We start from the raw sequence: 22,644 nt of genomic DNA, 5'->3' as shown, positions 1-22,644 counted from the left end.
TGCAATGGCCTATAACTTATCAAGAGCGGTTGCTCTGATATTATGGATGATTTTCAGTCTATTATTTGTACAAACTAAAATCAGAAAAAGAGAAAATCTGCACGGTGGGATATTGTTGAAAAAAAAAATTCCACCCCTTTTGCGACAGCCTCTAAAGAGGCTGTCGCAAAAGGGGTATTTACAATAAAAATAATTTAATTTTTTCTTTAAAATCAAAATATTGAAATCATTAAAAACATGATACTACCTCTTTTGCGACAGCCTCTAAAAGGCGGAGATACGGGCTTACCATGTTCCACTCAGAAAACACAATGGGTTAGGTTCTGTCTACTTCGCCGATAGCTTACTTTGTCCGTGTATTCCCAGCTTCAAAAGGAATATCCAGCTACTGTGCCTTTTGGCCACAGCCTATCAGTACCTTTGGCTGTTTCTGGATGACGACGTTTATTTAACAGTTCACATAAGTTAACCATACCATCAAGCCTAGCGTGCAAGCCGTATTGGTACTCACAGCTCTTACTACATTGTCCCGACCGCTTCAAACCAGTTAGTTACCTATCTCGCTTGGGTCAGTAGGCTACCGTTGACGGAACAACGGACTTTGTCAGTGCGTTATTCTGCAAGCAAAGCAATTCTCTAAGCGACTTCATGTCGCACCAAAGCGATCCAGGCCAGACTGAGTATTGGATGTCGGCTAATAAATTGCATGATTTCTTGCATCATGTGGGGTAATTACTCCCGTAGTTAGTAATAGATAGATCTAGGTTGCAAAGTATACCTTTATCGCTGCGCAATTACAGCCAATTTGCAAAAATGACTAGGTTTTTTTGCAAATTAGTGTTCATACTGGCGATATTTGCCAGCGATATCAGTTAATTGATACCACTTAAAAAGTAGCTGAATGAAAGTAATATTAATAATAACCTATAGTTATTTTATAATTTGTTGTATAAATGAAGAAATTAAGTTTTTTCAGTATTATCCTAAAAGAAGCAGAAATGTTTACTAATTATATTAATTGTCAATAATTTTAAGTGATATTGTTTCAGGATGCTGAACTAAGATGAACAATACCAGCCGATATGGTTTAATCCTAATCCTTTTGGCTCTACTAAAGAGAGTAGTGGTTAAGTCGTTACTCTGTGTCTCGCTATTTCTTATCTGGCCATTGATTACCACAGCCAATCCCATCAGTGACAATAAAGTAAAACTGAAAGATCTGTTATCAAATATTGCAGAAAAAGAGAAAAGTGTTAAACAGCAGCAAGCTGAGAGAAATCATTTACTTTATCAATTGAAAAATCAGGAAAAAAATATTGCTGCTGCTGGACGAGCATTACATGAAACACGGAAAAAACTTTCGCAGTTAGCAAAAGAGCTAACGCAATTAAATGAAAATATTAGCCGTTTACAACAGCAAAAACAGCTCCATGAAACATTATTAGCTAAGCAGCTCGATGCCGCGTTTCGATTAGGCCAGCAAAAAGGGATTGAATTGTTATTTAAAGGTGAACAAGGACAACGAGAAGAGCGTATTTTAGCCTATTATAGCTACTTAAATGCAGCCAGAGAGCAAACGATTATTAAATTGCAGCAAACAACGACCTTACTTGCTGAGCAAAAACAACAAAAGCAGCAAACGCAATTGGCACAGAAAAAAAACTTAGCCAAACAAGATCAAGAAAAGAAAACGCTAGATTCGGCGCAGGATGCTAGAAAGAAAACTCTGATATCGTTGGAATCGACTTTAAAAGCGGAGCAAAAAAGTTTGGCGGTGATGAAACGTAACGAAACACTGTTGCGTAGTAAAATTGCCAAAGCTGAACGAGAGGCAAAAGTTAGAGCGGAAAGAGAAGCGAAAGAGGCGGCACGTATACGAGCAAAACAACGGCAGGCACAGCAAAAAGGAACCACTTATCGTCCAACTGAAGATGAGCGGGCTCTGATGGCGCGTACTGGCGGTTTAGGCCGTCCTGTTGGTCAGGCTCTGTGGCCGGTTCATGGCCAGATCCTTCATCACTATGGGGACAGTATTTCCGATGAATTACGCTGGAAGGGTATGGTGATCAATGCCGCTGAAGGAACAGAGGTTAAAGCCATTTCTGCCGGCCGTGTTTTACTGGCTGATTGGCTACAAGGCTATGGTTTGGTGGTGGTTATTGATCATGGTCAGGGAGATATGAGTTTATATGGTTATAACCAGAGTGCATTGGTGAATGTTGGTCAACAGGTTCGTTCGGGTCAGCCTGTTGCGTTAGTGGGTAGTAGTGGTGGACAGCAACGTTCCTCACTCTATTTTGAGATCCGTCGTCAAGGTAAAACCGTTAATCCACAGCCTTGGTTAGGGAGATAACAGTGCGAAAGCGGATTGTTTTGATAATCATGTTTCTATTGTTACTTGTAAGCGGACAAGTGAATGCTGGCAAATTAGCCATTGTGATTGATGATATTGGTTATCGTAAAACGGAAGATAATCAGGTATTAGCTTTGCCGGTGGCACTTTCTATTGCCATTTTACCAGACTCCCCTTATGGCAGAGAAATGGCCGAAAAAGCTTATCAACAAGGGCGAGAAATTTTAATTCACATGCCGATGAAGCCGATTAGCCATCAACCACTGGAAAAAAATACCTTAACGCCTGAGATGAATGCCAGTGAAATAGAGCAGCATATCGTTGCTGCGATTAAGCGAGTACCCCACGCCAAAGGTATGAATAATCATATGGGCAAGTGCGATGACGGCTAATTTAGCGGCTATGATAAATGTTATGCGCGTGCTTTCGCATTATGATCTCTATTTTCTCGATAGTGTGACGATAGCAAACACTAAGGTTAATGAAGCAGCTAAAGTTTTTATGTTGCCAACCTCACGTCGCAACGTTTTTTTAGATGATATAAAAGCAGAAGTACAGATTCGTAAACAGTTTGCCCGTGCCATTTCATTTGCCCGTAAGCATGGTAGCAGTATTGTTATTGGCCACCCTTATCCTGCTACCATTGATGTGTTACAGCAAACATTATTTGAATTACCTGATGATATTGAACTAGTGGCGGTTAGTACTCTACTTAACAATAACATAAAAGATAAATTGGCGAGTCAAACGGTTAGACAAAATCCAGAGAAAGTTCCGGTGCGACCCTTGGCATTGCCAAAAGTTGTCAGCGGTTATTGCGAAATATCACCAGTCACAAAAGCATTATCGGGTATTGATTTAATGATATATTTTGTCGATGCGATGTATCATGATCCTGACTTAAAAAAACTATTTACTGAACAGAGAAAGCCACTATTTGGCTAAATGTTTCATCCTCCTAATAAAATAATAGCTGACGACAATGACATATCATTTTGTTCGCGTGAAAAAATTCGTCATAATATTTTTTTCTATATCTTTAATAAATTAAGTGAAAATTGTGCTGATGCGTTCTGCTGTAATTTATTTTAATAGATTAGTTAATTGACAAACAGATTGAGGAGTGCAACCGTTTTGTTGCTTCTGGTTAGTTATTCTATTTGGATAAATCAGATGAGTTACTGTGGTTAACGTGGGATAAATGTTATTATCACCTAATATGAGCAACGATTAGATCGATTGAGTAGAGGTAAATCCAATGATCATAGTTACGGGTGGGGCTGGTTTTATTGGCAGCAATATTGTTAAAGCACTGAATGATATAGGGCGTAGCGACATTCTGGTGGTCGATAATCTTAAAAATGGCGCTAAATTTGTTAATTTAGTCGATTTAGATATTGCAGATTATATCGACAAAGAAGATTTTATTGCCAGTATAATGGCTGGTGATAATATTGGTGAAGTTGACGCAGTTTTTCATGAAGGCGCTTGTTCATCAACCACTGAGTGGAATGGTCAGTATATGATGAATAATAACTATGAATATTCGAAAGAGTTACTTCATTACTGTATTGAACGAGATATTGCGTTTTTGTATGCTTCTTCGGCTGCAACTTATGGTGGGCGCAGTGATCATTTTATTGAAGAGCGGCAATATGAAAAACCATTAAATGTATATGGTTATTCTAAGTTTTTATTTGATCAATATGTTCGTGGGCTTTTACCTCAAATTACTTCACAAGTCTATGGTTTCCGTTATTTTAATGTTTATGGTCCGCGTGAGGGGCATAAGGGGAGCATGGCCAGTGTCGCTTTCCATTTAAATAGCCAAATCAATCAAGGGCAAAGGCCAAAACTTTTTGCCGGTAGTGAAAAATTCAAACGTGATTTTATTCATGTGAGTGATGTTGCTGCGGTTAATTTATGGTGTTGGCAAAATAAAATCTCCGGCATATTTAACTGTGGTACCGGTAAGGCTGACTCTTTTCAGGCGGTAGCTGATGCGGTAATCGCTTTTCATCAGGAAAAAAAATTGGCAGTGGAATATATTGCCTTTCCTGATAAATTGAAAGTTTGTTATCAGGCATTTACCGAAGCAGATCTCACCAAATTACGTGCTACGGGTTACGATAAACCGTTCAAAACTGTGGCGGAAGGGGTTGCTGACTATATGCAATGGTTAAATTCCAATGATTAAATGGAAATAGTATGAAGATACTGGTAGTTGGCCCGTCATGGGTGGGCGATATGATGATGTCGCAGAGTCTTTACCGTACTTTGAAGACCCTACACCCAGACGCAGAAATTGATGTTATGGCACCTGATTGGTGTCGGCCACTATTAAACAAAATGCCTGAAGTCAGGCAGGCCATATCGATGCCTTTGGGCCATGGTCGTTTAGCTATCAGTGTACGTCGTCGGCTTGGTATTCATTTACGTACTCAGCGTTATGATCAAGCCTATATTTTACCCAACTCTTTTAAATCTGCGCTGGTGCCTTTTTTTGCCCAAATACCAATACGGACAGGATGGCGCGGTGAGATGCGTTATTGGTTGCTAAATGATATTCGCCTATTAGATAAAGCTGCTTTTCCACAAATGGTTCAGCGTTATGTGGCTTTAGCTTATCAAAAAGGCACTGTTAACAACGCCGATGAGATCCCCAAGCCTATTTTATGGCCGCAACTTGCGGTGACAGAAACAGAGATTGTCCAGAGTAAACGCATTTTTCATATTCCAGAACAGTTACCGATTATCGGTTTTTGTCCAGGTGCAGAATTTGGTCCAGCTAAACGCTGGCCAGCTTATCATTATGCTGAGTTGGCGCAATTATTATTTGCTGCCCATGGTTATCAAATTTTAATCTTTGGCTCGCAAAAAGATAGTCGTATCGGTGAAGATATTCGACAGTCACTTTCTGCAGATTGTCGGCAGTATTGTTTTAATCTGGCAGGTAAAACAACCCTGGAGCAGGCAGTTAATCTACTGGCATCTTGTCGAGCTGTGGTGACCAATGATTCCGGGTTAATGCATATTGCGGCAGCATTAAATCGGCCTTTGGTAGCACTTTATGGGCCAAGTAGTCCTGATTTTACGCCACCATTGTCAAATCGAGTAGAAATTATCCGTTTAATAACCGGTTATCATAAGGTGAGGAAAGGTAGCGCAGAAAGTGGCTATCATCAAAGTTTGATTGATATAAAACCTGAATGCGTGTTCACCGCATTAACTCAGTTATTGGCGGAGAGCCAATAGCCATGAAAGTGTTGATTGTTAAAACCTCATCGATGGGTGATGTATTGCATACTTTACCTGCACTGACTGATGCAGTTATGCGCTATCCTGATATTCAGTTTGATTGGGTTATTGAAGAAAATTTTGTCGAAATTCCACACTGGCATCATGCTGTTAAGCGAGTTATTCCGGTAGCTATTCGACGCTGGCGAAAAAACTGGTTGGCAAAATCTGTCAGGCAGCAAAGAGCTGCTTTTCGTGCCCAATTGCAACAGCAAGAATATGATGCTGTGATCGATGCACAAGGATTATTGAAAAGTGCTTTTTTGATCACACGGTTAGCTAGTGGTGTAAGTCATGGTTATGATTGGAAAAGTGCTCGCGAGCCTATAGCAAGCCTATTTTATGATTGTCGCTATAGTGTCGATAAACAGCTGCATGCGGTTGAACGTATCCGACAATTATTTGCCGATAGTTTACATTATAGTAAACCGACTATTGTCGGTGATTATGGTATTGCGGCCTATTTTTCGCCACCGGCTTTGGCAAAAGAAAACGATCCTTATATTATTTTTTTCCATGCCACCACACGTGATGAGAAACATTGGCCTGAGTCCCATTGGCGACAATTGATCACCGCTGTAGCAGCTAAAGGCTTAACAGTTAAATTACCGTGGGGAACCAATCTGGAATATCAACGAGCCCTGAGGCTGGCCGCTGGTTTTAAGCATGTTGAGGTATTACCTAAGCTGTCATTAGACAAATTAGCTCAACAAATTGTCGCAGCCAAAGCGGTCGTCTCAGTTGATACAGGATTAAGCCATTTAACCGCTGCACTGAGCAAACCGAATATTACCCTCTATGGCCCTACCGATCCGGGATTAATTGGCGGTTATGGTGAAGCACAACAAGCAATTGTTTCAGCCGATGGCAATATGGCGACAATTAAACCGGATGAAATCTACCAGCGATTAGTTTTAAAAATAGACAATAAATAGTGAAAATTTTTATCTATCTATTTGTTGACAGATAAGGCACAACCGAGCAAGGCAATTTACTCAGTTAAACTTAAGTTAGCTTTAGTAAAACTGTCAGGTTGATACAAATATAGGTATCAATTTTGTGACAATGAAAATTTTCTTCCTATTTCATTGTCACTCTATTTTTAATGATAATTTTTTTCTGGCGCAATAAATCCCAAGCACATTGATTGCGGATCAGCGTTTGGTTCTGATTGGTAAATAATGGCTTCTTTTTTAATGGTAAATTGTGGCCAATGTTTTGACATCCGAGCAAAATTTTCTTGGCTGCAATCTTTACCTTTTCGCCCTAATAATAAAGCACCATGTTTTTTAATTGTTTCTGCCGTAATATCGCGATAATAAACATTCGGTGGCTGATCTTCACTGTTATCCCAGGGCTGGATAGTGTGTGGCCTATCAGAAGCGTAGATAATAAACCATTGATAAAGGTTATCTTCGCCACCAACATATTTTAATGGTTGACCATATTTCTGCCGCCAGCGCTGTTGTCCTTCTGCCGTGAGTGCTTTAATACCGATCATTTTCTGGCCAGCGCCACGGATATTATAATTTAATACCAGGCAGTAACCTAAAAAGATCAGGCCGCCAATGATAATTAAACCAAAAAATGTCTTTCGTAGTGATTTTTTGGGCGAAATGGAGATAGAGCCAATAAATAATGGCGCCGCAATCATCATAAATGGTTGTAACCATTCGGTCATCCTCCCTCCATCATGAAACAAAAACCAACCAAAAATTACGGCCAAGGGAAGGAGTAAAATAAAATTAACTAATTGATTGGGTTGCTCTTTAGGCCAGCCTATTTTACCACCTAATAGATAGAGAATTATGGTAGCAATAACTAACGGGTAGAAAACAGATAATGTTGAGCTGACCACACGCAGGTTAAAGCCTTGTTCGATCTGTGAATCAACCCATTTAAAGGCAGAAAAATCATTTTCTAATAGCCAGAACAAATTAGGCAAGATCAATGCAAACCAAAGTGCAATTGCAATATAAAAAAGGGGTTGTTGATAACTTTTGCGCACCTTAGGCACGAAAAGGGTTAATAAAAAAACCGTGCCAACCAGGGCCAATGTTGAATACTTACCCATGGTTGCCAAGCCAGATACCAGTGCAAAGGCAAGCCACCATTTGGGATGATCATAAACAGCTCGCAGGAAGAAAAGTAGCACCCAGGGCCATAGAGTGACCAAAATATAGTTATCATTATAAGGAATGATATCAAAATTAATGATGCCTGATAAATTTAGTATCAATAATGCAAACCAAGCCAATTCAATTTTGTGACTGAGGCGGTAAGCCAGTTGCCATACCCCTATCATACCAATGGCTATACCAACAAAGTGAATAAAATACCAATAAAAACTGTAGGAGAGGTTTAAGTAGATGGCGGGCCACATAACGGCACCAACAAACCAAGGGTTTTTGGGGGAGCCCCATTCACCGTTCATTCCCCAGTTAACTGCTTCAACAGCATCGTAAGGTACGGTTGGATCTAAAAAATAACTTCCACAAATCCATAAAATTGCATAAATCGATACCCACAGATAGAGCAATATTTTTGAATTTGAGCTAGATAAAGGCATATTATTTTTCATCGTTAGTTATAAAATTGGAGGGTAAGGATCCCATTTATTTGAATTAAACCAGTAACACTATAATGAAGAAAAGACAAAATATGTAGTATTTATTAAGTTATATTGTTTAGTGAATTATCATAAGTGCTATTTCGCTATGGGTTTTAGCGATATTCAATAATATTCGTATTTAATGGGTTACTGGTGGCAGGTAGGGTTCCAGTAGCTTTAGTAATTTTTGCAATGCCCCTTGATTCTCATGTAAAACTTCTGCTGCTTGACGACCATGGCATAGACGATAATCTTCATCTTTCAGCAAATGGGAAACAGTAACAGTTAAGGATTTACTATCATTAACCGTAATAAGACCATCGGTTTGTTTTAGTTTGGTACAAATATCTTTGAAATTGAAAGTATAAGGCCCCATTAAAACAGGCAGGGCATGTGCGGCTGCTTCTAAAGGATTATGCCCACCTTTTTCAACTAAACTGCCGCCGACAAAAGCCAGATCAGCAATACCATAGAGTAGCATCAGTTCACCCATGGTATCACCAATAATAACTTGAGTATCCGTATTAGGAACGCGATTTTCACTACGGCAAATATAGCGTAGTTTTGCTTTTTGGGTTAACGCTTTTGCTTGTGCAAAGCGTTCCGGGTGGCGAGGAACAAGGATCAGCAATAAGTCGGGAAATTGTTTTAATAGTTTAGTATGAGCCTGTAAAATAATTGACTCTTCTCCTTCATGGGTGCTAGTAGCAATCCAAACCGGGCGATGCGGAGCCCATTGTCGACGTAATGTTATGGCTTTTACGGCCAATTCAGGGGTGACAGAAATATCAAACTTTAGACTACCTGTAACATTCAATTTTTTTCTTGCTAAACCCAATTTAATAAAACGTTCGCCATCTTCTTGATTTTGTGCTGCGATTAAGGTGATTTTTTGCAATAACTTTTTGATAAAATGACCCAATTTTTGATAACGTGCCGCTGATCGTTCAGACAGACGGGCGTTAGCAATAACTAATGGGATTTTACGTTGTCTTAATTGAATAATAAGATTTGGCCAAAGTTCTGTTTCCATAATAATGGTTAATTTAGGATCCGCATGATTAAGGAAACGGCGTACAGATCCTGCCAAATCGTAGGGTAAATAGACATGTTGAACATCATCACCAAATGCAGATAAAACACGCTCCGAACCAGTTGGGGTCATGGTAGTAACGGTAATTGGTAGTGTTGGATAGTGATGGCGCAATGCTCTAACTAACGGAACCGCGGCTAAGGTTTCGCCTACTGAAACAGAATGTAATAATATACCACCGGGAATTACCTTACCATTACAAAAACCATATCGTTCACCCCAACGTTTGCGATAAGCGGGAGATTTGTGACTACGCCACAATAAACGTAACCAAATAATAGGTTGAATAAGGTAAATAAGTATTTGATATAGACGTAATAACATTCTATCACATTGACTGATTGAGATTAGCACTATAGTAGCATATTGCACATAAGAAAGTGCAATGACTATCTATTTAAATAGCGTTTTTATTCATCATTAAATATAAAATTTTTTAATATTTTGTCCGTTAATTAAAATTAAACTAGTGATTAACTAAAAATATGATAGTAATTATCATTTATTTTCAAAAGATAATAAATTGTAGCTATTCTTATCAATGATAGAGATTTATTTTGTCAACATAATTGTTCAATATGCTTAAACAATACGATAATATGTGTTCAGTTTTTCGTTATTAGTGAAAATAACTTTATGAAAAAAAAAAGCAATTTACCCTGGTACTTTTGATCCTATAACTTACGGCCACTTGGATATTATAGAGCGCGCTGCTTTAATATTTGAACAGCTAATATTGGCTATTGCTGATAGTTCGCGTAAAAATCCGATGTTTACCCTCGATGAACGTATTTTGTTTGCTAAAGAACAGACAAAACATTTAACTAACGTTGAAGTAATCGGGTTTTGTGAGCTCACGGTAAATTTTGCGCAAAAACACCAGGCTAATATTTTGATTAGAGGTGTGCGAACCGTGTCAGATTTTGAATATGAATGTCAGCTGGCTAATATGAATAGTCATCTAATGGCTGATCTAGAAACTATCTTTTTATTACCTTCTCCGAAGTTGTCGTTTGTTTCTTCTTCTTTGATTAAAGATGTTGCCCGCCATGGCGGTGATATTTCATCTTTTATACCAGAACCAATAGCTAAAGCAATGTTGCAAAAAATTGAACAATAAAAACAAGTTATACTTAAGTTTATTTTTGGCAACTATGACAGAAAAAAGTACTGCGTTGCCCTAGTTTTATTGATTCAATCAGTTGACCACAATGGGTACAAGCTTGATCTTTTTTACCATAAACAAAAAGTTGTTGAGCAAAATAACCCGGTTTGCCATCTGACTGTAAAAAATCTTTCAATGTTGTTCCACCCTGTTCTATTGAACGTTGAAGAACTTGTTTAATTTGAATAACTAAATTACTGATCTCTTTTTTTGTCAATGAATGTGCAGCTCTGGTTGGCAGAATTTTGGCAGCAAATAGTGCCTCATTAGCATAAATATTGCCTACACCGACAACGACTTTATTATCCATTAACCAAGGTTTGATGGCGGTTTTTTTATTTTTTGCTCGTTGATAAAGATAATCGGCGTTAAAATCGATAGAAAGCGGTTCTGGCCCTAGATGGGAAAGTACAGAGCAATTAACCAGGTCATTAGTCCATAACCAGGCACCAAAACGTCTGGGATCGGTATAACGCAATATTTTGCCATCAGCTAGAATCAAGTCGATATGATCGTGTTTTTCGGCTAATTGTTGCTTGGTTAAGATACGTATACTACCTGACATACCCAAGTGAATGATTATCCAACCATGTTGGAGCTGAATGAGTAAATATTTAGCGCGCCGTTTAACACTGATCACTGATTCATTGGTGATATGTACAATTTCTGTCGCTACCGGCCAGCGTAATTTGCTATTGCGTACTATGCTATATTGTATTTTATTACCAACCAAGTAGGGTTCAATTCCACGTCGGCTGGTTTCAACTTCAGGTAGTTCTGGCATAGATCCCTTAATTATGTAACTAGTCGTTAATGTTAATATATACTACTGTATCTTGTGTTGGTTAGTCGATAGAATAGAATGCGTTAATATGTTATCTGGAGTGCAAATGAAGAAACTTATCTCTATAATTAATAAACGATTTAATTACCAATCTTATTGGAATTTAGGGATAGTCTTTTTTTTTATTGCTATTTATTTTCTTGATGGTGCTACACGTTATAAACATGCCTTAGCTGGATTAATTTATCTTACTGCGATTGTCTATTTAATTAAAGATAGAAAGCGTGTTTTCAGTATATTTAAGAATAATTTATTTTTATCTTTAGTATTTTTTGTTTTGGCAATGCTTTGTTCATTAATTATTTCTAAAGATGTTAACATTTCATTAAAAGCTATTAATAAAGGTGTTGTCGAAAAATTATTTATTACCGCAATGGCTATTGCGATAGTACTTTATCGAGAAAAGAAAGAGCACATAACTAAGCTATTAATTTTCTCTTTAATTTTTTCTATTTTACCGTTAGCCATTAAGGAAATTTTGCAATATATTAATGAATATCATCAAGGTATCATGCCGTTATCAGCATTTGAACATCGATATATTTCTGATTGGTTAATATTTATTGCACCCGCTTTATTTGCTTTGTGGTTATGTAAAGGTGTAAAAAATAAGATCTTATTTTTCTCGCTTTCGGTTATTTTTGTCGCAATAACAATCGGCACATTACAGCGAGGTACATGGTTATCTATTGCAGTAATATTTATTATTTGGTGTGTAGTAAAAAAAGAAATTAAATTGCCGATTATTGCTGTTATTGCTTGCAGTATCTTATTGTCTGGTTTAGCAGCAGTTAATCAAGGTCAGATTGATAACTTATTTTACAAATTAGAGCAGACCAGTAGTAGTCATAGATATGATAATGGTACTCAGGATTCAGCATTAGATTTGATTAAAGAAAATCCAATAACCGGTTATGGCTATGGCGAGCAATTATTTTATAAAATTTATAATGAAAGGGTAATTGATTATCCTGACTGGGTTTTTAAACAATCGATTGGGCCTCATAATACAGTTTTGTCAATTTTGTTTGCCTCTGGAATATTTGGACTAATTGCTACCCTGTATCTTTTTGTTTCAATTTTTATCCATTTATTTAATGGATATCGTAATAATACGGTAAAAGATGGTTTTTTGATCCTGATGTTGATATTTATTGGTGATATGATTGTTAGAGGTTTGTTTGAAACTGTAAATGTTTCAAATATGGCTATCATAATAGGAATAGCATTAGCACTGAATAGCGATAAAAAATTGATTAATTAGCTAAGTGAAAGCACCTATCTGTAAGGTGCTTTAAAATTATTTTTTTAGTAATTTATATTTAATTAAACATAACAAACCATGCACATATTTATGTTGTAAAAATAGATGCTTATATTTTTCTTGTAGTTCCGTTCTCTTTTCTGCGATTTTTAATGGCTGATCTTTCCACGGTGAGTGAATATATGAGTTGAAAAAAAATTGACTGGCCGGATAATTAATACCCCAAGTATGCCAGGGTTTTGTGACGCCAGTATAGTGGATAAGAATGGTGCTATCAGTTATGGTATTTTTGTATTTGGATAAATCGTGGTAAGTCAATTCATTTTTCAACGTATATATACAGTTATAATCACGAGATAAATAGATGTTTTGCGTCTGAAATAATATATTTAGTGCATCTTGATCAAGGTATTTTAATTTACCAAAATTTGTTTTTCCGCGTACCAGTTCTAATGATTTTTTGGATAAATTATTTTCAATCCATTTCTTTAAATTTACATAGATTACGCCGGCATTAAAATATTTGCCATTTAAATCGGTTAACTTTAGTTGAGTCGCACTTGATTGCTGCATGTTGTCGACATCGAGTACCACGGCGGCAAAAGAATTCGCTAAGTTTAGCTGAAATAGTTCTTTTAGACTGCCTTTGCAAATAACATCAGCATCTAGATATAAAATAGAGTTTATGTTTGTACTTAAATATTCAAAAGCGATTAATCTAAAATAGGTGGCATAAGACCAGAAATCTGAGGTTGATAGTTGTTTTAATTCTTCAGAATCTAACAGATAGATAATTATATTAGAATTATACTTTGTTATCATTTTTTGGAAACGTTGTATATATTCGTCATCAATATAATCAGTAAACAGGTGAAAATTGAAATCTGTATCAATATTATTTATTAATACGGAATTTATTGATATCGCTGCACCAAGTAGGAAATTTTTATCAACGCCATAAGCAATGTTAAAATTTTTATTCTTTTCAAGATGATTTTTTTTCCCCGCAATATTAAAACTTTGTTTTATAAAATGCTTCATGATAAACATAGCCCTTTAACTCTTTTAAAGAGAATTTTAAATTTTGCTAAATAATAGTGAGTATAATTCTTTAAACCTTCGTGGTATTTTTTTTGTTTGAATTTATGTTTAGCGCAGTACCTTAAAAGGTGTACGCTTTCTGCTTTTTAATAGCGGTTTATTTTGCCAGGGGGAAGCATTTTTTGCTTTTATGAATGGTTGGGAAAAAGGCGATATTGCCCATTCATGCCATGGCTTGGTCGGGCCAATATAGTGAATAAAAATAGTATCAATAGCAAACGCAGCATGTTTAACGCTTTTCAGACCATAATTTATACTATATTGAGTATTATATTTTTTGGCTAGATAGATTATTTTATTTGCTAACAGAATATTTAAAACATCTTGGTCTAAAAAAGAGAATTTATTTTTTAACGCATTATTTTTAAGTAACCTCATTGCCTGCGTTGAAATATCTTCTTCTGCCCAGCGATTAAGATTAATGAATAAAAATCCAGCATTAAAATATCCTTGCGAGATATTTTCTACTTCTAATTCGAATGCTCTTTTTTGCCACCATTTTTCATCTTTTTCTGTCACAACTGCAGCAATTTCATTATTATTGAAGTGAATGTTTTGTAATCTATCTAAACTATTATTACATATGATATCTGCATCTAAGTATAAAATTTTATCTAATTTATTTGAAAAATAGTCAGCAATGATGAATCTAAAGTAGGTGGCATAGGACCAGTTTTTAGTACTAGGTAATGATTTTAAGCTCTGATCGTCAACCAAATAAATATTTATTTCAATTTTATATTGTTGCGCAAGAGTATCGAACAAGGTTTCTTGCTCATGATCAAAATAATTGGTAAATATATGGAAACAATGATTATTATTAATATTATGCAGTTCAATTGATGTTATCGAAATTCCGCAACCATATAAAAAATTTTTGTCTACCCCATAGGCAATATGGAATTTAGGGTGGCAATCAGCATGCAAATTTGGCGTTAAGCAGAGTTTTTGCGTAATAACTTTATGCTTGTCAAAATACATGTACTATACCTATTTCCTAAAATTTTTTATAAAACAAAACGGTTAGAGTTATAATCCTCTCCTAACGGTTCTTTCTTTTATTCTTTCTGCTTTAATATTAGCGCTCGATATCAATTTTTGTTCATTGTTGAGAATATTTTTTAAATTATCAGAAAAATAAATCTGCATAAAACGAAAAATATCTCGTTGGGTTAAACCAATATTCAGTGATGAAAAATATAATCCAATCAAATCCTTATCTTTCCAACGTTTTGGTACATGCTGACGTATTTGGGCACGATGCAAGTCAATGATTGAGATCTTTAATTTTTTGTCATCGCCGTCAAAGGGCAAATGTAATAAAAAATGGCAAATATAGCAATCGCGATGATTGACACCACATGCATGCATTTTACGTACTATTTCAGCCATTCGACAAATTAATATTTTTTTAGTACTAAATTGGGGAGCTGAATTTTTCCAATTTGCGCAGTACTCTTCTAAGCTAATGGTTGGAATCAGCGCTTCGGTAATAATAAATGACTTACGGCGTAAAGGATTAATTCCTTTTTGACCGAAAGCTTTACCATGCATAGTGTCAATGCCTGCCTCAGTTAGGAGATGGATTGCTTTCCATTCTCTATCCGCACCTAATACTGGTAGGCGTAAAGAAAATAGATTTTTTAGTATTTCTTTTGACCTAGTACCATAATGAATTTTGAGAAAATGACTTTTTTCATTAAGCATAAAGCATAATGTTTTGCGTGTTTCTAATTGACGAAAAATTTTACCATCTAATTTTTCTATTTCTATAAAGGGATCTTTGCCTTGCCATAAGTTTTTAAAAGGTTGTTTAAGTTCAAGCATGCTGGCATCCCAAAATAATATCTGCAGCTTTTTCAGGCAAACTGTATAAATCTTGAGTATCAGCAAAGTGGCGTGCAGATTCTGACCATTGTTTTAATAGAGATTTATTAGTTAAACTTGTTGTTAAAGCATTATTAAGATTTTTTTGTTTATAAGGCTCATCTATTACTATGCCACAATCTGCATGTTTGATATAGAACGCATAGCCACATATATCTGTTGTAATTACTGGTAAACCCGCTGCAATGGCTTCGATTAATACTATGCCAGCAGCTTCTTGATAGGCAGGATGAATTAATATATCAGCAGCAGCCATCAATTCTGCTATATCATTACGCCCCTGAAAAAATAAAACTTGTTTATCTATCCCTAAATTTTTTGCTAGCCGTTGATAACGGGTAGGTGAGTCTTGTCCTACTACCATTAGCATAGTCTTATTTTTTATTTTGTCAGGCAGGGAAGCTATTGATTTGAGTGTTCTGTCTACGCCTTTACGTTTAAAATCTGAGCCGACTTGTAATAAAAGAAATTGCTCTTCAGAGATAGCATTTTTTTTACGATAAATTGGTTTTGCGTCAATAATTTGTTGGTCATATTTTCTACTGAGGTCAATGCCCGGTGGTAACAGATAAAAACGTGCGTCAGGTGTTTTGTAATGTTTTTTAAAATCATTAATTTGATGTTGGGTAAGCATTAATAATTTGGTGTGACTATCTGCATCAAAAACCGCTTTTTCATAAGCAATATAATGTTTGTATCGTTTGGTCAGTTTATAAAAAAAACCTTTTTCTTTTTCAACTTTTTCTGCATAACAAACATCTGCTGCATAATAAATATCTAATCCTGGCATCTTATTAAAACCGACAATAATATCAGCAGGATGTTGGGTTAAATGTGTTTTGACCTGATGATAAAATGCTTCATTACGCCCATTATTTGTATGTGCTTTAACTGGGATTATGATAACGTTAATATCAGCAGGAATTTCACCATTCCATACCATTGTGTAAACACGTATTTGATGCCCTCGTTTTTGGCAAGCAGAGAGAATCTGAATGAAATCTCTTTGTAGTCCACCAAAAGGGAAATATTTGTATAAACAAAATGCAATTTCCATCGGATTATATCTCTATCTCAGATTTTATGGTTTGTATATCCATTGGTAACATTTTTTTTGTAGCGGTAATAACATCTTTAACTGGAATTATTGATAGATACTTTTTATTACGATCACGTTCGTGTCGTTCTGGCATTTTTTCATAATTACCAGCCCAAATTTGAATAACGTTTTTACTCCATGGTTTCCAATATTGATGATCTGTCGCACCGAACAAGCAAATAATAGGGGTTTCTAATGCTGCTGCAATATGCATTGGTGCTGAATCTACACCGATGAATAAGGCGGCATGGCTAATTAGAGCACCTAATTCTGGAAATGTTGTTTTTCCTGCAAATTCGGTAATGGGTGAGTGGCGACATTGTTGTGCAATATTAGCCACACAGCTGAGATCATCTTTACTGGGACCTGATGTTAGTATCAGCTGGTATCCTCTAGATTGTAGATTATCAATCACCTCAGCAAATTTTTCATCATCCCAGCACTTAAATTTTTGTCTGGCTGTTGGTTGGATAACAACATAACTACTATGTACCCCTAGAGATATTAATTGGTGATTAATTTTTTCCCAATCGTTTGGTTGATAAGTCATTGTTGTACTGGAATACAAAGTATTAAGTTGAAGTGGTTTTAATATAGAGAGATTTTGTTCAACAACATGTTTTCCCGTTGGTTTAACCATATGTGTAAAACTTTCAGACCAATAGTTTGTATTTCTATGGTTGAATTGGTGAGAAATTTTTATCTTGGCAGGGATACATCTTACCAAAAAAGGTACAATCCATTGATCAGCTAAATTTATAATTAAATCATAATCATTTTTCCGTAATTTATTGATTAATAAAATAAAGTTAACTAATTTGGCTATTGTGTTATTTTTTTTGTTTTTAATGCCATAAAGTGCATGAATTTCTCTATTTTCAGACAAGATTGGTATTGTATCTTGATAGAGAAGAATATCAATTTTAGCGGTTGGATAATTTTTTTTGAGCGTGCTAACGACAGGTGTTGTCAGCAACATATCTCCATGAAATCGCATTTTAATGATCAGAATTTTTTTAAATTGTTTATCCACTTGCTGCAGTCACTCTTGAATTGTTTGTTTATAAGTTTATCTGATTTTTGACCAATGTTATCATTATAAATTCAACAAATTTAAGATAGTTAATTTATTAGAATAATCTAAATGGTTACCTATTTTGGCATTAAAAATAACTTTTGTTTTAAAAAATTTCAGCAGGTTTGAAAAAATAATAAAAATTTGAATTTATATAAAGTAAAGGATTTTTAATATTATCAATTATCTTAACAATAAAATTACTGATTTGTAATTTATTATCTACTATTTTTACTACACATCACGCTATCTATCTATTTTTTAAATAGAAATATCCATAAATATTTTTAGAAAGTTTGAATCGACAGTGGTGAAAGATTATATGGCTAGTATGAAAATAAGATAACTCGATGGTTTGATTTAGTTTATTATAACAAAAAATTGAATAATTTCTGTTACTCTTCAAGTTTCTGTTAACGGTTTGAGTAATTATGGTAATAATTTTAAATGCACCGGTTATTTCACTTTAGAGAATAAATTTTAGATGTTTATTTCATTATCCCAAAAATAGTAATTTTTGACTGTCTGAGTAATGTTTTTATTCAAAGAAAAATTATATCGATATGTAAGTTCAAACTTAATGAATAAAATAATAGGGTTTTCCTATTTTTAATAATTATTTATATTCGATAATTTTTTTCAAAAGGTCATTTATTATATTGAAAACAGATTTTTTTAGTCTATTTTAAGATAAAATTAATAAAGCTATTTGCTATTAAAGCATTAATTAAAATTTTAGTTTTATTCAAATCGTTCCTTGCATTCCTCCGCACTTAGTCGATATTTTCAGTCGTTGCAATAGCTATAAAAACGCATAGTAGTTACTTTTCTTTTTATCGGTATTAATCATATCATAAAATGTTTAGGTTGGCTGTCTTCTATATAATCGGTTAGACACCTATCAACAGCAGTTTGGTTGTCAATGATTTTTCATTAGAGGTGATATGGAGTTGTTATAGCTGTTTATGTTTTTATTTTAATTAGCAAAAAATACACTGAAAAATTATCTATTTTGCTACCAACATTAGTAACTGTTACTGTCGATAAATTAATAAATATCTGATATCAGATAAAGTTGAGAATTTAAACTTACTTAAATCGTGACTGACCAATTTAATTGGTTTAATTAACTCAAGGCTAAAATGTCTTAATATTTTAGTATTGAATCTTTGGACAACTTTTCTTAGGTGCCATACCACTAGCTAGTAATAATAGCTTATGGCGTATTTTAACCATTAACGATTTATTTCTTGATGATAAATAGGTAAAAATATTAAAAAAGAGATGTAAATTTTTCAAATAGGGCGTAGATCTTGTTGTGAAAAGAATGGAATGAATAAAAATGTGAATAATATAAAGCTTTGTTTTATACATCCAAAATACTATATAAAAAACCCAGCTTGCGCTGGGTCATTTAATCTAACTATATGCATGAAATAAAAGGATTTATTTCTATCGATGTCCACATATCGACCACACCTAAAAATACCGCTTTAATTAAAGCGGTATTTTATATCAATAATCTGTTCACCTACTTGATGACACATACTGCACATTAAGCCTGTTGCTCAATAGTGAAATAAAACTGCTTTCAATAAAAACAAGTTAGATACATCTAAAAAACACAAAAATARGTTATTTTTTAATCTTATATAGGTCATTTTTAATTCAAAAATTGATTATTTTATCATCAATAGCTGGTTTTTTTGTAAGTCACAATTAATTTTGCTATTGAGCAACAGGCTTATTGTACGGTTAGTGAGCCAACGCGTTTTTTTTCCTATCGACGTGATGGCGTGACAGGACGAATGGCATCATTGATCTGGTTAAAATAAATCTTTAATCAGATTAATTATTATTTTTTATATCAATAGCTGATTTTTATCGTAAGTAACTTGAATAGTATGAAATAAAACCTCATTTAATCTGCATAAATGATTGCAATTGTATTTTGGAGGTATTATGCGTTTGGATCGTCTTACCAACAAATTTCAACAAGCACTAGCTGATGCTCAATCTTTAACAATTGGACAAGATAATCAATTTATTGAACCAGTACATTTACTGGTTGCCTTGTTAGATCAAGAAGGCGGTACATTACGTCCTTTATTGACATCGATAGGGGCTAATATTAGTCAGCTTAGTAACAAATTAAACGATATTCTCAATACCTTACCGCAAGTGCATGGCACTGCTGGTGATATCCAGCCATCAAACGATCTTATTCGGCACTTAAATTTGTGTGATAAGTTGGCGCAACAGCGAGGTGATACGTTTATATCCTCAGAGCTATTTCTTCTGGCAATTTTTGATGCCAAAACCTCCCTGACAGATACGCTTAAAACGATGGGAGCGAATAAAGCAAATATAGAAAAGGCGATAGAACAAATGCGTGGTGGTGATAATGTTAATGACCAAGGTGCTGAAGAACAACGTCAAGCACTTAAAAAATACACAATTGATTTAACTGAAAGAGCTGAACAAGGCAAACTCGATCCTGTTATTGGACGTGATGAAGAGATCCGTCGAACGATACAAGTTCTCCAGCGGCGGACAAAAAACAATCCGGTTTTAATTGGTGAACCAGGGGTAGGTAAAACCGCGATTGTTGAAGGTCTTGCTCAAAGAATTGTTAATGGTGAAGTACCCGAAGGGCTGAAAAATAAACGCGTTCTTTCTTTAGATATGGGTGCTTTGCTGGCTGGCGCTAAATATCGGGGCGAATTTGAAGAGCGCTTAAAGGCTGTCTTAAATGATCTGGCCAAACAAGAAGGAAGTGTGATTCTGTTTATCGATGAATTACATACTATGGTTGGTGCAGGTAAAGCTGAAGGAGCAATGGATGCTGGTAATATGTTAAAACCAGCACTAGCGCGAGGAGAATTGCATTGTGTCGGTGCGACTACACTTGATGAATATCGTCAGTATATTGAAAAAGATGCGGCATTAGAGCGTCGTTTCCAGAAAGTTTATGTTGCTGAACCTACCGTTGAGGACACCATTGCAATATTAAGGGGACTGAAAGAACGTTATGAGTTGCATCATCATGTACAAATAACTGACCCTGCTATTGTTGCGGCTGCCAGTTTATCAAATCGTTATATTTCTGATCGTATGCTACCTGATAAAGCAATAGATTTAATTGATGAAGCTGGCGCTAGTCTACGGATGCAGATGGATTCCAAACCGGAAGCGCTTGATCGTTTAGAACGTCGAGTTATTCAATTAAAACTTGAACAACAAGCGCTAAAAAAGGAATCTGATGACGCCAGTAAAAAGCGGCTTAAAATGTTAGAGGAAGAACTAACGGAAAAAGAACGGGAATATTCAGAGCTAGAAGAAGAGTGGAAAGCGGAAAAAGCAGAGCTTACCGGTACACAGCATATAAAAGCGGAATTGGAAAACGCACGTATAAGTATGGAGCAGGCTCGGCGTAGCGGTGATTTAGCTAAAATGTCAGAATTGCAATATGGTAAAATTCCTGAATTAGAAAAACAACTTGAAGCTGCCACTAAAGCGGAAAGTCACACCATGAAGTTATTGCGCAATAAAGTAACTGATGCAGAGATTGCAGAAATATTAGCGCGCTGGACAGGCATTCCCGTTTCAAGAATGTTAGAAAGTGAACGTGAAAAGTTACTCCATATGGAACAGGATCTGCATAAGCGTGTCATTGGTCAGAATGAAGCTGTTGATGCGGTATCTAATGCTATTCGGCGTAGTCGTGCTGGTTTATCAGATCCAAATCGGCCTATTGGCTCATTCTTATTTTTAGGTCCTACGGGTGTTGGTAAAACCGAGCTATGTAAAGCACTGGCAAATTTTTTATTTGATAGTGACGATGCAATGGTACGTATTGATATGTCCGAATTTATGGAAAAACATACAGTCTCCAGGCTAGTTGGTGCACCTCCAGGTTATGTAGGATATGAAGAAGGCGGTTATTTAACCGAAGCAATCCGACGCCGCCCTTATTCTGTTATTTTGCTTGATGAAATTGAAAAAGCGCATCCAGATGTTTTCAATATTTTATTGCAAGTACTGGATGATGGACGTTTGACTGATGGGCAAGGAAGAACGGTCGATTTTCGTAATACGGTTGTCATTATGACATCAAACCTAGGTTCGGATTTGATCCAAGAGCGTTTTGGTAGTTTGGGTTATGACGAAATGAAAGAACTCGTCATGGAAGTTGTCAGCCGTAGTTTCCGACCCGAATTTATTAACCGTATTGATGAGGTAGTAGTATTCCATCCACTCGATAAAGAGCAAATTACAGAAATTGCGCAGATCCAACTATCGCGTTTATACAAGCGAATGGAAGAGCAAGGCTATAAAGTAAAAATCACGCCAGCGGCGTTAGAAAAATTAGGCGAAGCGGGATTTGATCCGGTATTTGGTGCACGCCCTTTGAAACGAGCGATCCAACAAGAGATAGAAAATCCATTGGCTGAACAGATGCTATCAGGCAAATTGGTGCCAGGCAAACAAGTCACTTTAGATATTAAAAAAGGTGTTATTGTTGCTAAGCAATAAATAAAATTAAATTATTAATCTTATTTGAAGAGGTAATATTTGCCTCTTCAATAGTATTATAAGAACTCAATCGCCTTGATTAAAGATCATTATTAGCAACTAGCATAGATACTATCAATTCAAAGTTAGAACAATAAATGAGCATTTAAACAGAAAAAATGTAAATAATAGTTGTTAGTTTCAGAAAACCCCCTTGTATCTTGTTTTTGTGATAATTAGCTACTATCACATGGGACAGAGTGAGCTTGTAATACCCCTGATGGGAAAACCTTGTGTTTTAGTAAAAGCCCTCTGTTTCTCCTTTCATGCCAGCATTTAG

General features: G+C 35.6%; 17 protein-coding genes and 2 pseudogenes. 10 read left to right on the top strand and 9 right to left on the bottom strand.

Annotated features, from left to right (window positions below):
- The 6 genes and pseudogenes from CBG25_RS05455 to rfaC form a co-directional block, all read left to right on the top strand.
- Positions 1-187 (top strand): hypothetical protein (locus CBG25_RS05455; protein ID WP_290605139.1); only part of this gene is annotated, 187 nt, incomplete at its 5' end.
- Positions 188-1,063: 876 nt separating this feature from the next.
- On the top strand, positions 1,064-2,353 hold the full coding sequence (gene envC / locus CBG25_RS05450; RefSeq protein WP_290605137.1) for a murein hydrolase activator EnvC: 1,290 nt from the start codon (positions 1,064-1,066) through the stop codon (positions 2,351-2,353).
- Positions 2,354-2,382: 29 nt separating this feature from the next.
- Positions 2,383-3,298: pseudogene (locus CBG25_RS05445) on the top strand (divergent polysaccharide deacetylase family protein).
- 313 nt (positions 3,299-3,611) lie between these two features.
- Positions 3,612-4,550 (top strand): ADP-glyceromanno-heptose 6-epimerase, encoded by a 939-nt coding sequence (gene rfaD / locus CBG25_RS05440; RefSeq protein ID WP_290605135.1) that lies wholly within the window; start codon positions 3,612-3,614, stop codon positions 4,548-4,550.
- A gap of 11 nt (positions 4,551-4,561) precedes the next feature.
- Positions 4,562-5,608, top strand: a complete 1,047-nt coding sequence (rfaF, locus tag CBG25_RS05435; protein ID WP_290605133.1) for an ADP-heptose--LPS heptosyltransferase RfaF — start codon at positions 4,562-4,564, stop codon at positions 5,606-5,608.
- Between the two features lie 2 nt (positions 5,609-5,610).
- Positions 5,611-6,585: a lipopolysaccharide heptosyltransferase RfaC gene (gene rfaC, locus CBG25_RS05430; protein WP_290605131.1), complete on the top strand. Its 975-nt coding sequence runs from the start codon at positions 5,611-5,613 to the stop codon at positions 6,583-6,585.
- Between the two features lie 167 nt (positions 6,586-6,752).
- On the opposite strand, the gene CBG25_RS05425 is transcribed toward rfaC, so the two are convergent.
- On the bottom strand, positions 6,753-8,219 hold the full coding sequence (locus CBG25_RS05425) for a glycosyltransferase family 39 protein (protein WP_290605129.1): 1,467 nt from the start codon (positions 8,217-8,219) through the stop codon (positions 6,753-6,755).
- A 181-nt stretch (positions 8,220-8,400) separates the two neighbouring features.
- On the bottom strand, positions 8,401-9,678 hold the full coding sequence (gene waaA / locus CBG25_RS05420; protein WP_290605127.1) for a lipid IV(A) 3-deoxy-D-manno-octulosonic acid transferase: 1,278 nt from the start codon (positions 9,676-9,678) through the stop codon (positions 8,401-8,403).
- 328 nt (positions 9,679-10,006) lie between these two features.
- Between waaA and coaD the strand changes: the two genes are divergently transcribed.
- Positions 10,007-10,474, top strand: a complete 468-nt coding sequence (gene coaD / locus CBG25_RS05415; RefSeq protein ID WP_290605144.1) for a pantetheine-phosphate adenylyltransferase — start codon at positions 10,007-10,009, stop codon at positions 10,472-10,474.
- 19 nt (positions 10,475-10,493) lie between these two features.
- Here coaD and mutM read toward each other — a convergent pair whose 3' ends face one another.
- Entirely contained in the window at positions 10,494-11,303 is an 810-nt protein-coding gene (gene mutM / locus CBG25_RS05410; RefSeq protein WP_290605125.1) for a bifunctional DNA-formamidopyrimidine glycosylase/DNA-(apurinic or apyrimidinic site) lyase, read from the bottom strand.
- A gap of 106 nt (positions 11,304-11,409) precedes the next feature.
- Between mutM and rfaL the strand changes: the two genes are divergently transcribed.
- On the top strand, positions 11,410-12,627 hold the full coding sequence (rfaL, locus tag CBG25_RS05405; protein WP_290605121.1) for an O-antigen ligase RfaL: 1,218 nt from the start codon (positions 11,410-11,412) through the stop codon (positions 12,625-12,627).
- 36 nt (positions 12,628-12,663) lie between these two features.
- Here the strand turns inward: rfaL and CBG25_RS05400 are convergent, their stop codons facing one another.
- From CBG25_RS05400 to rfaQ, 6 genes and pseudogenes are all read right to left on the bottom strand, one after another.
- Positions 12,664-13,668 carry a glycosyltransferase gene (locus CBG25_RS05400; RefSeq protein ID WP_290605117.1) on the bottom strand — a complete coding sequence of 335 codons (1,005 nt, stop codon included), beginning with the start codon at positions 13,666-13,668 and terminating at the stop codon, positions 12,664-12,666.
- Positions 13,665-13,766: pseudogene (locus CBG25_RS05395) on the bottom strand (hypothetical protein); the annotation flags it as partial. The gene CBG25_RS05400 and the pseudogene CBG25_RS05395, both read right to left, overlap by 4 nt.
- A gap of 10 nt (positions 13,767-13,776) precedes the next feature.
- Positions 13,777-14,709, bottom strand: coding sequence for a glycosyltransferase (locus CBG25_RS05390; RefSeq protein WP_290605112.1), 933 nt, complete (start codon positions 14,707-14,709; stop codon positions 13,777-13,779).
- A 48-nt stretch (positions 14,710-14,757) separates the two neighbouring features.
- Entirely contained in the window at positions 14,758-15,555 is a 798-nt protein-coding gene (gene rfaP / locus CBG25_RS05385; RefSeq protein WP_290605108.1) for a lipopolysaccharide core heptose(I) kinase RfaP, read from the bottom strand.
- Positions 15,548-16,672, bottom strand: a complete 1,125-nt coding sequence (locus CBG25_RS05380; RefSeq protein WP_290605104.1) for a glycosyltransferase family 4 protein — start codon at positions 16,670-16,672, stop codon at positions 15,548-15,550. Before CBG25_RS05380 ends, rfaP begins: the two co-directional genes overlap by 8 nt.
- Positions 16,673-16,676: 4 nt before the next feature.
- Complete coding sequence (gene rfaQ, locus CBG25_RS05375; protein ID WP_290605100.1) at positions 16,677-17,747, bottom strand: lipopolysaccharide core heptosyltransferase RfaQ; 1,071 nt, start codon at positions 17,745-17,747, stop codon at positions 16,677-16,679.
- Between the two features lie 1,760 nt (positions 17,748-19,507).
- On the opposite strand from rfaQ, the gene CBG25_RS05370 reads away from it, so the two are divergent.
- Both CBG25_RS05370 and clpB read left to right on the top strand, forming a co-directional pair.
- A complete protein-coding gene (locus CBG25_RS05370; protein WP_290605141.1) occupies positions 19,508-19,624 on the top strand; it encodes a laccase domain-containing protein in 117 nt (38 codons plus the stop codon).
- A gap of 127 nt (positions 19,625-19,751) precedes the next feature.
- Positions 19,752-22,325 (top strand): ATP-dependent chaperone ClpB, encoded by a 2,574-nt coding sequence (gene clpB, locus CBG25_RS05365; protein WP_290605096.1) that lies wholly within the window; start codon positions 19,752-19,754, stop codon positions 22,323-22,325.
- Positions 22,326-22,644: the final 319 nt, after the last annotated feature.

The sequence above is a fragment of the Arsenophonus sp. ENCA genome (assembly GCF_002287155.1).
Lineage (GTDB): Bacteria > Pseudomonadota > Gammaproteobacteria > Enterobacterales > Enterobacteriaceae > Arsenophonus > Arsenophonus nilaparvatae.
This window is presented reverse-complemented; position numbering and strand designations above follow the sequence as displayed.

What these genes read in the sequence shown, in the direction of transcription:
- envC (WP_290605137.1), top strand. Translation starts at nt 1,064, where the DNA reads ATGAACAATACCAGCCGATATGGTTTAATCCTAATCCTTTTGGCTCTA.
- rfaD (WP_290605135.1), top strand. Translation starts at nt 3,612, where the DNA reads ATGATCATAGTTACGGGTGGGGCTGGTTTTATTGGCAGCAATATTGTT.
- rfaF (WP_290605133.1), top strand. Translation starts at nt 4,562, where the DNA reads ATGAAGATACTGGTAGTTGGCCCGTCATGGGTGGGCGATATGATGATG.
- rfaC (WP_290605131.1), top strand. Translation starts at nt 5,611, where the DNA reads ATGAAAGTGTTGATTGTTAAAACCTCATCGATGGGTGATGTATTGCAT.
- CBG25_RS05425 (WP_290605129.1), bottom strand. Translation starts at nt 8,219, where the DNA reads ATGCCTTTATCTAGCTCAAATTCAAAAATATTGCTCTATCTGTGGGTA.
- waaA (WP_290605127.1), bottom strand. Translation starts at nt 9,678, where the DNA reads ATGTTATTACGTCTATATCAAATACTTATTTACCTTATTCAACCTATT.
- mutM (WP_290605125.1), bottom strand. Translation starts at nt 11,303, where the DNA reads ATGCCAGAACTACCTGAAGTTGAAACCAGCCGACGTGGAATTGAACCC.
- rfaL (WP_290605121.1), top strand. Translation starts at nt 11,410, where the DNA reads ATGAAGAAACTTATCTCTATAATTAATAAACGATTTAATTACCAATCT.
- CBG25_RS05400 (WP_290605117.1), bottom strand. Translation starts at nt 13,668, where the DNA reads ATGAAGCATTTTATAAAACAAAGTTTTAATATTGCGGGGAAAAAAAAT.
- CBG25_RS05390 (WP_290605112.1), bottom strand. Translation starts at nt 14,709, where the DNA reads ATGTATTTTGACAAGCATAAAGTTATTACGCAAAAACTCTGCTTAACG.
- rfaP (WP_290605108.1), bottom strand. Translation starts at nt 15,555, where the DNA reads ATGCTTGAACTTAAACAACCTTTTAAAAACTTATGGCAAGGCAAAGAT.
- CBG25_RS05380 (WP_290605104.1), bottom strand. Translation starts at nt 16,672, where the DNA reads ATGGAAATTGCATTTTGTTTATACAAATATTTCCCTTTTGGTGGACTA.
- clpB (WP_290605096.1), top strand. Translation starts at nt 19,752, where the DNA reads ATGCGTTTGGATCGTCTTACCAACAAATTTCAACAAGCACTAGCTGAT.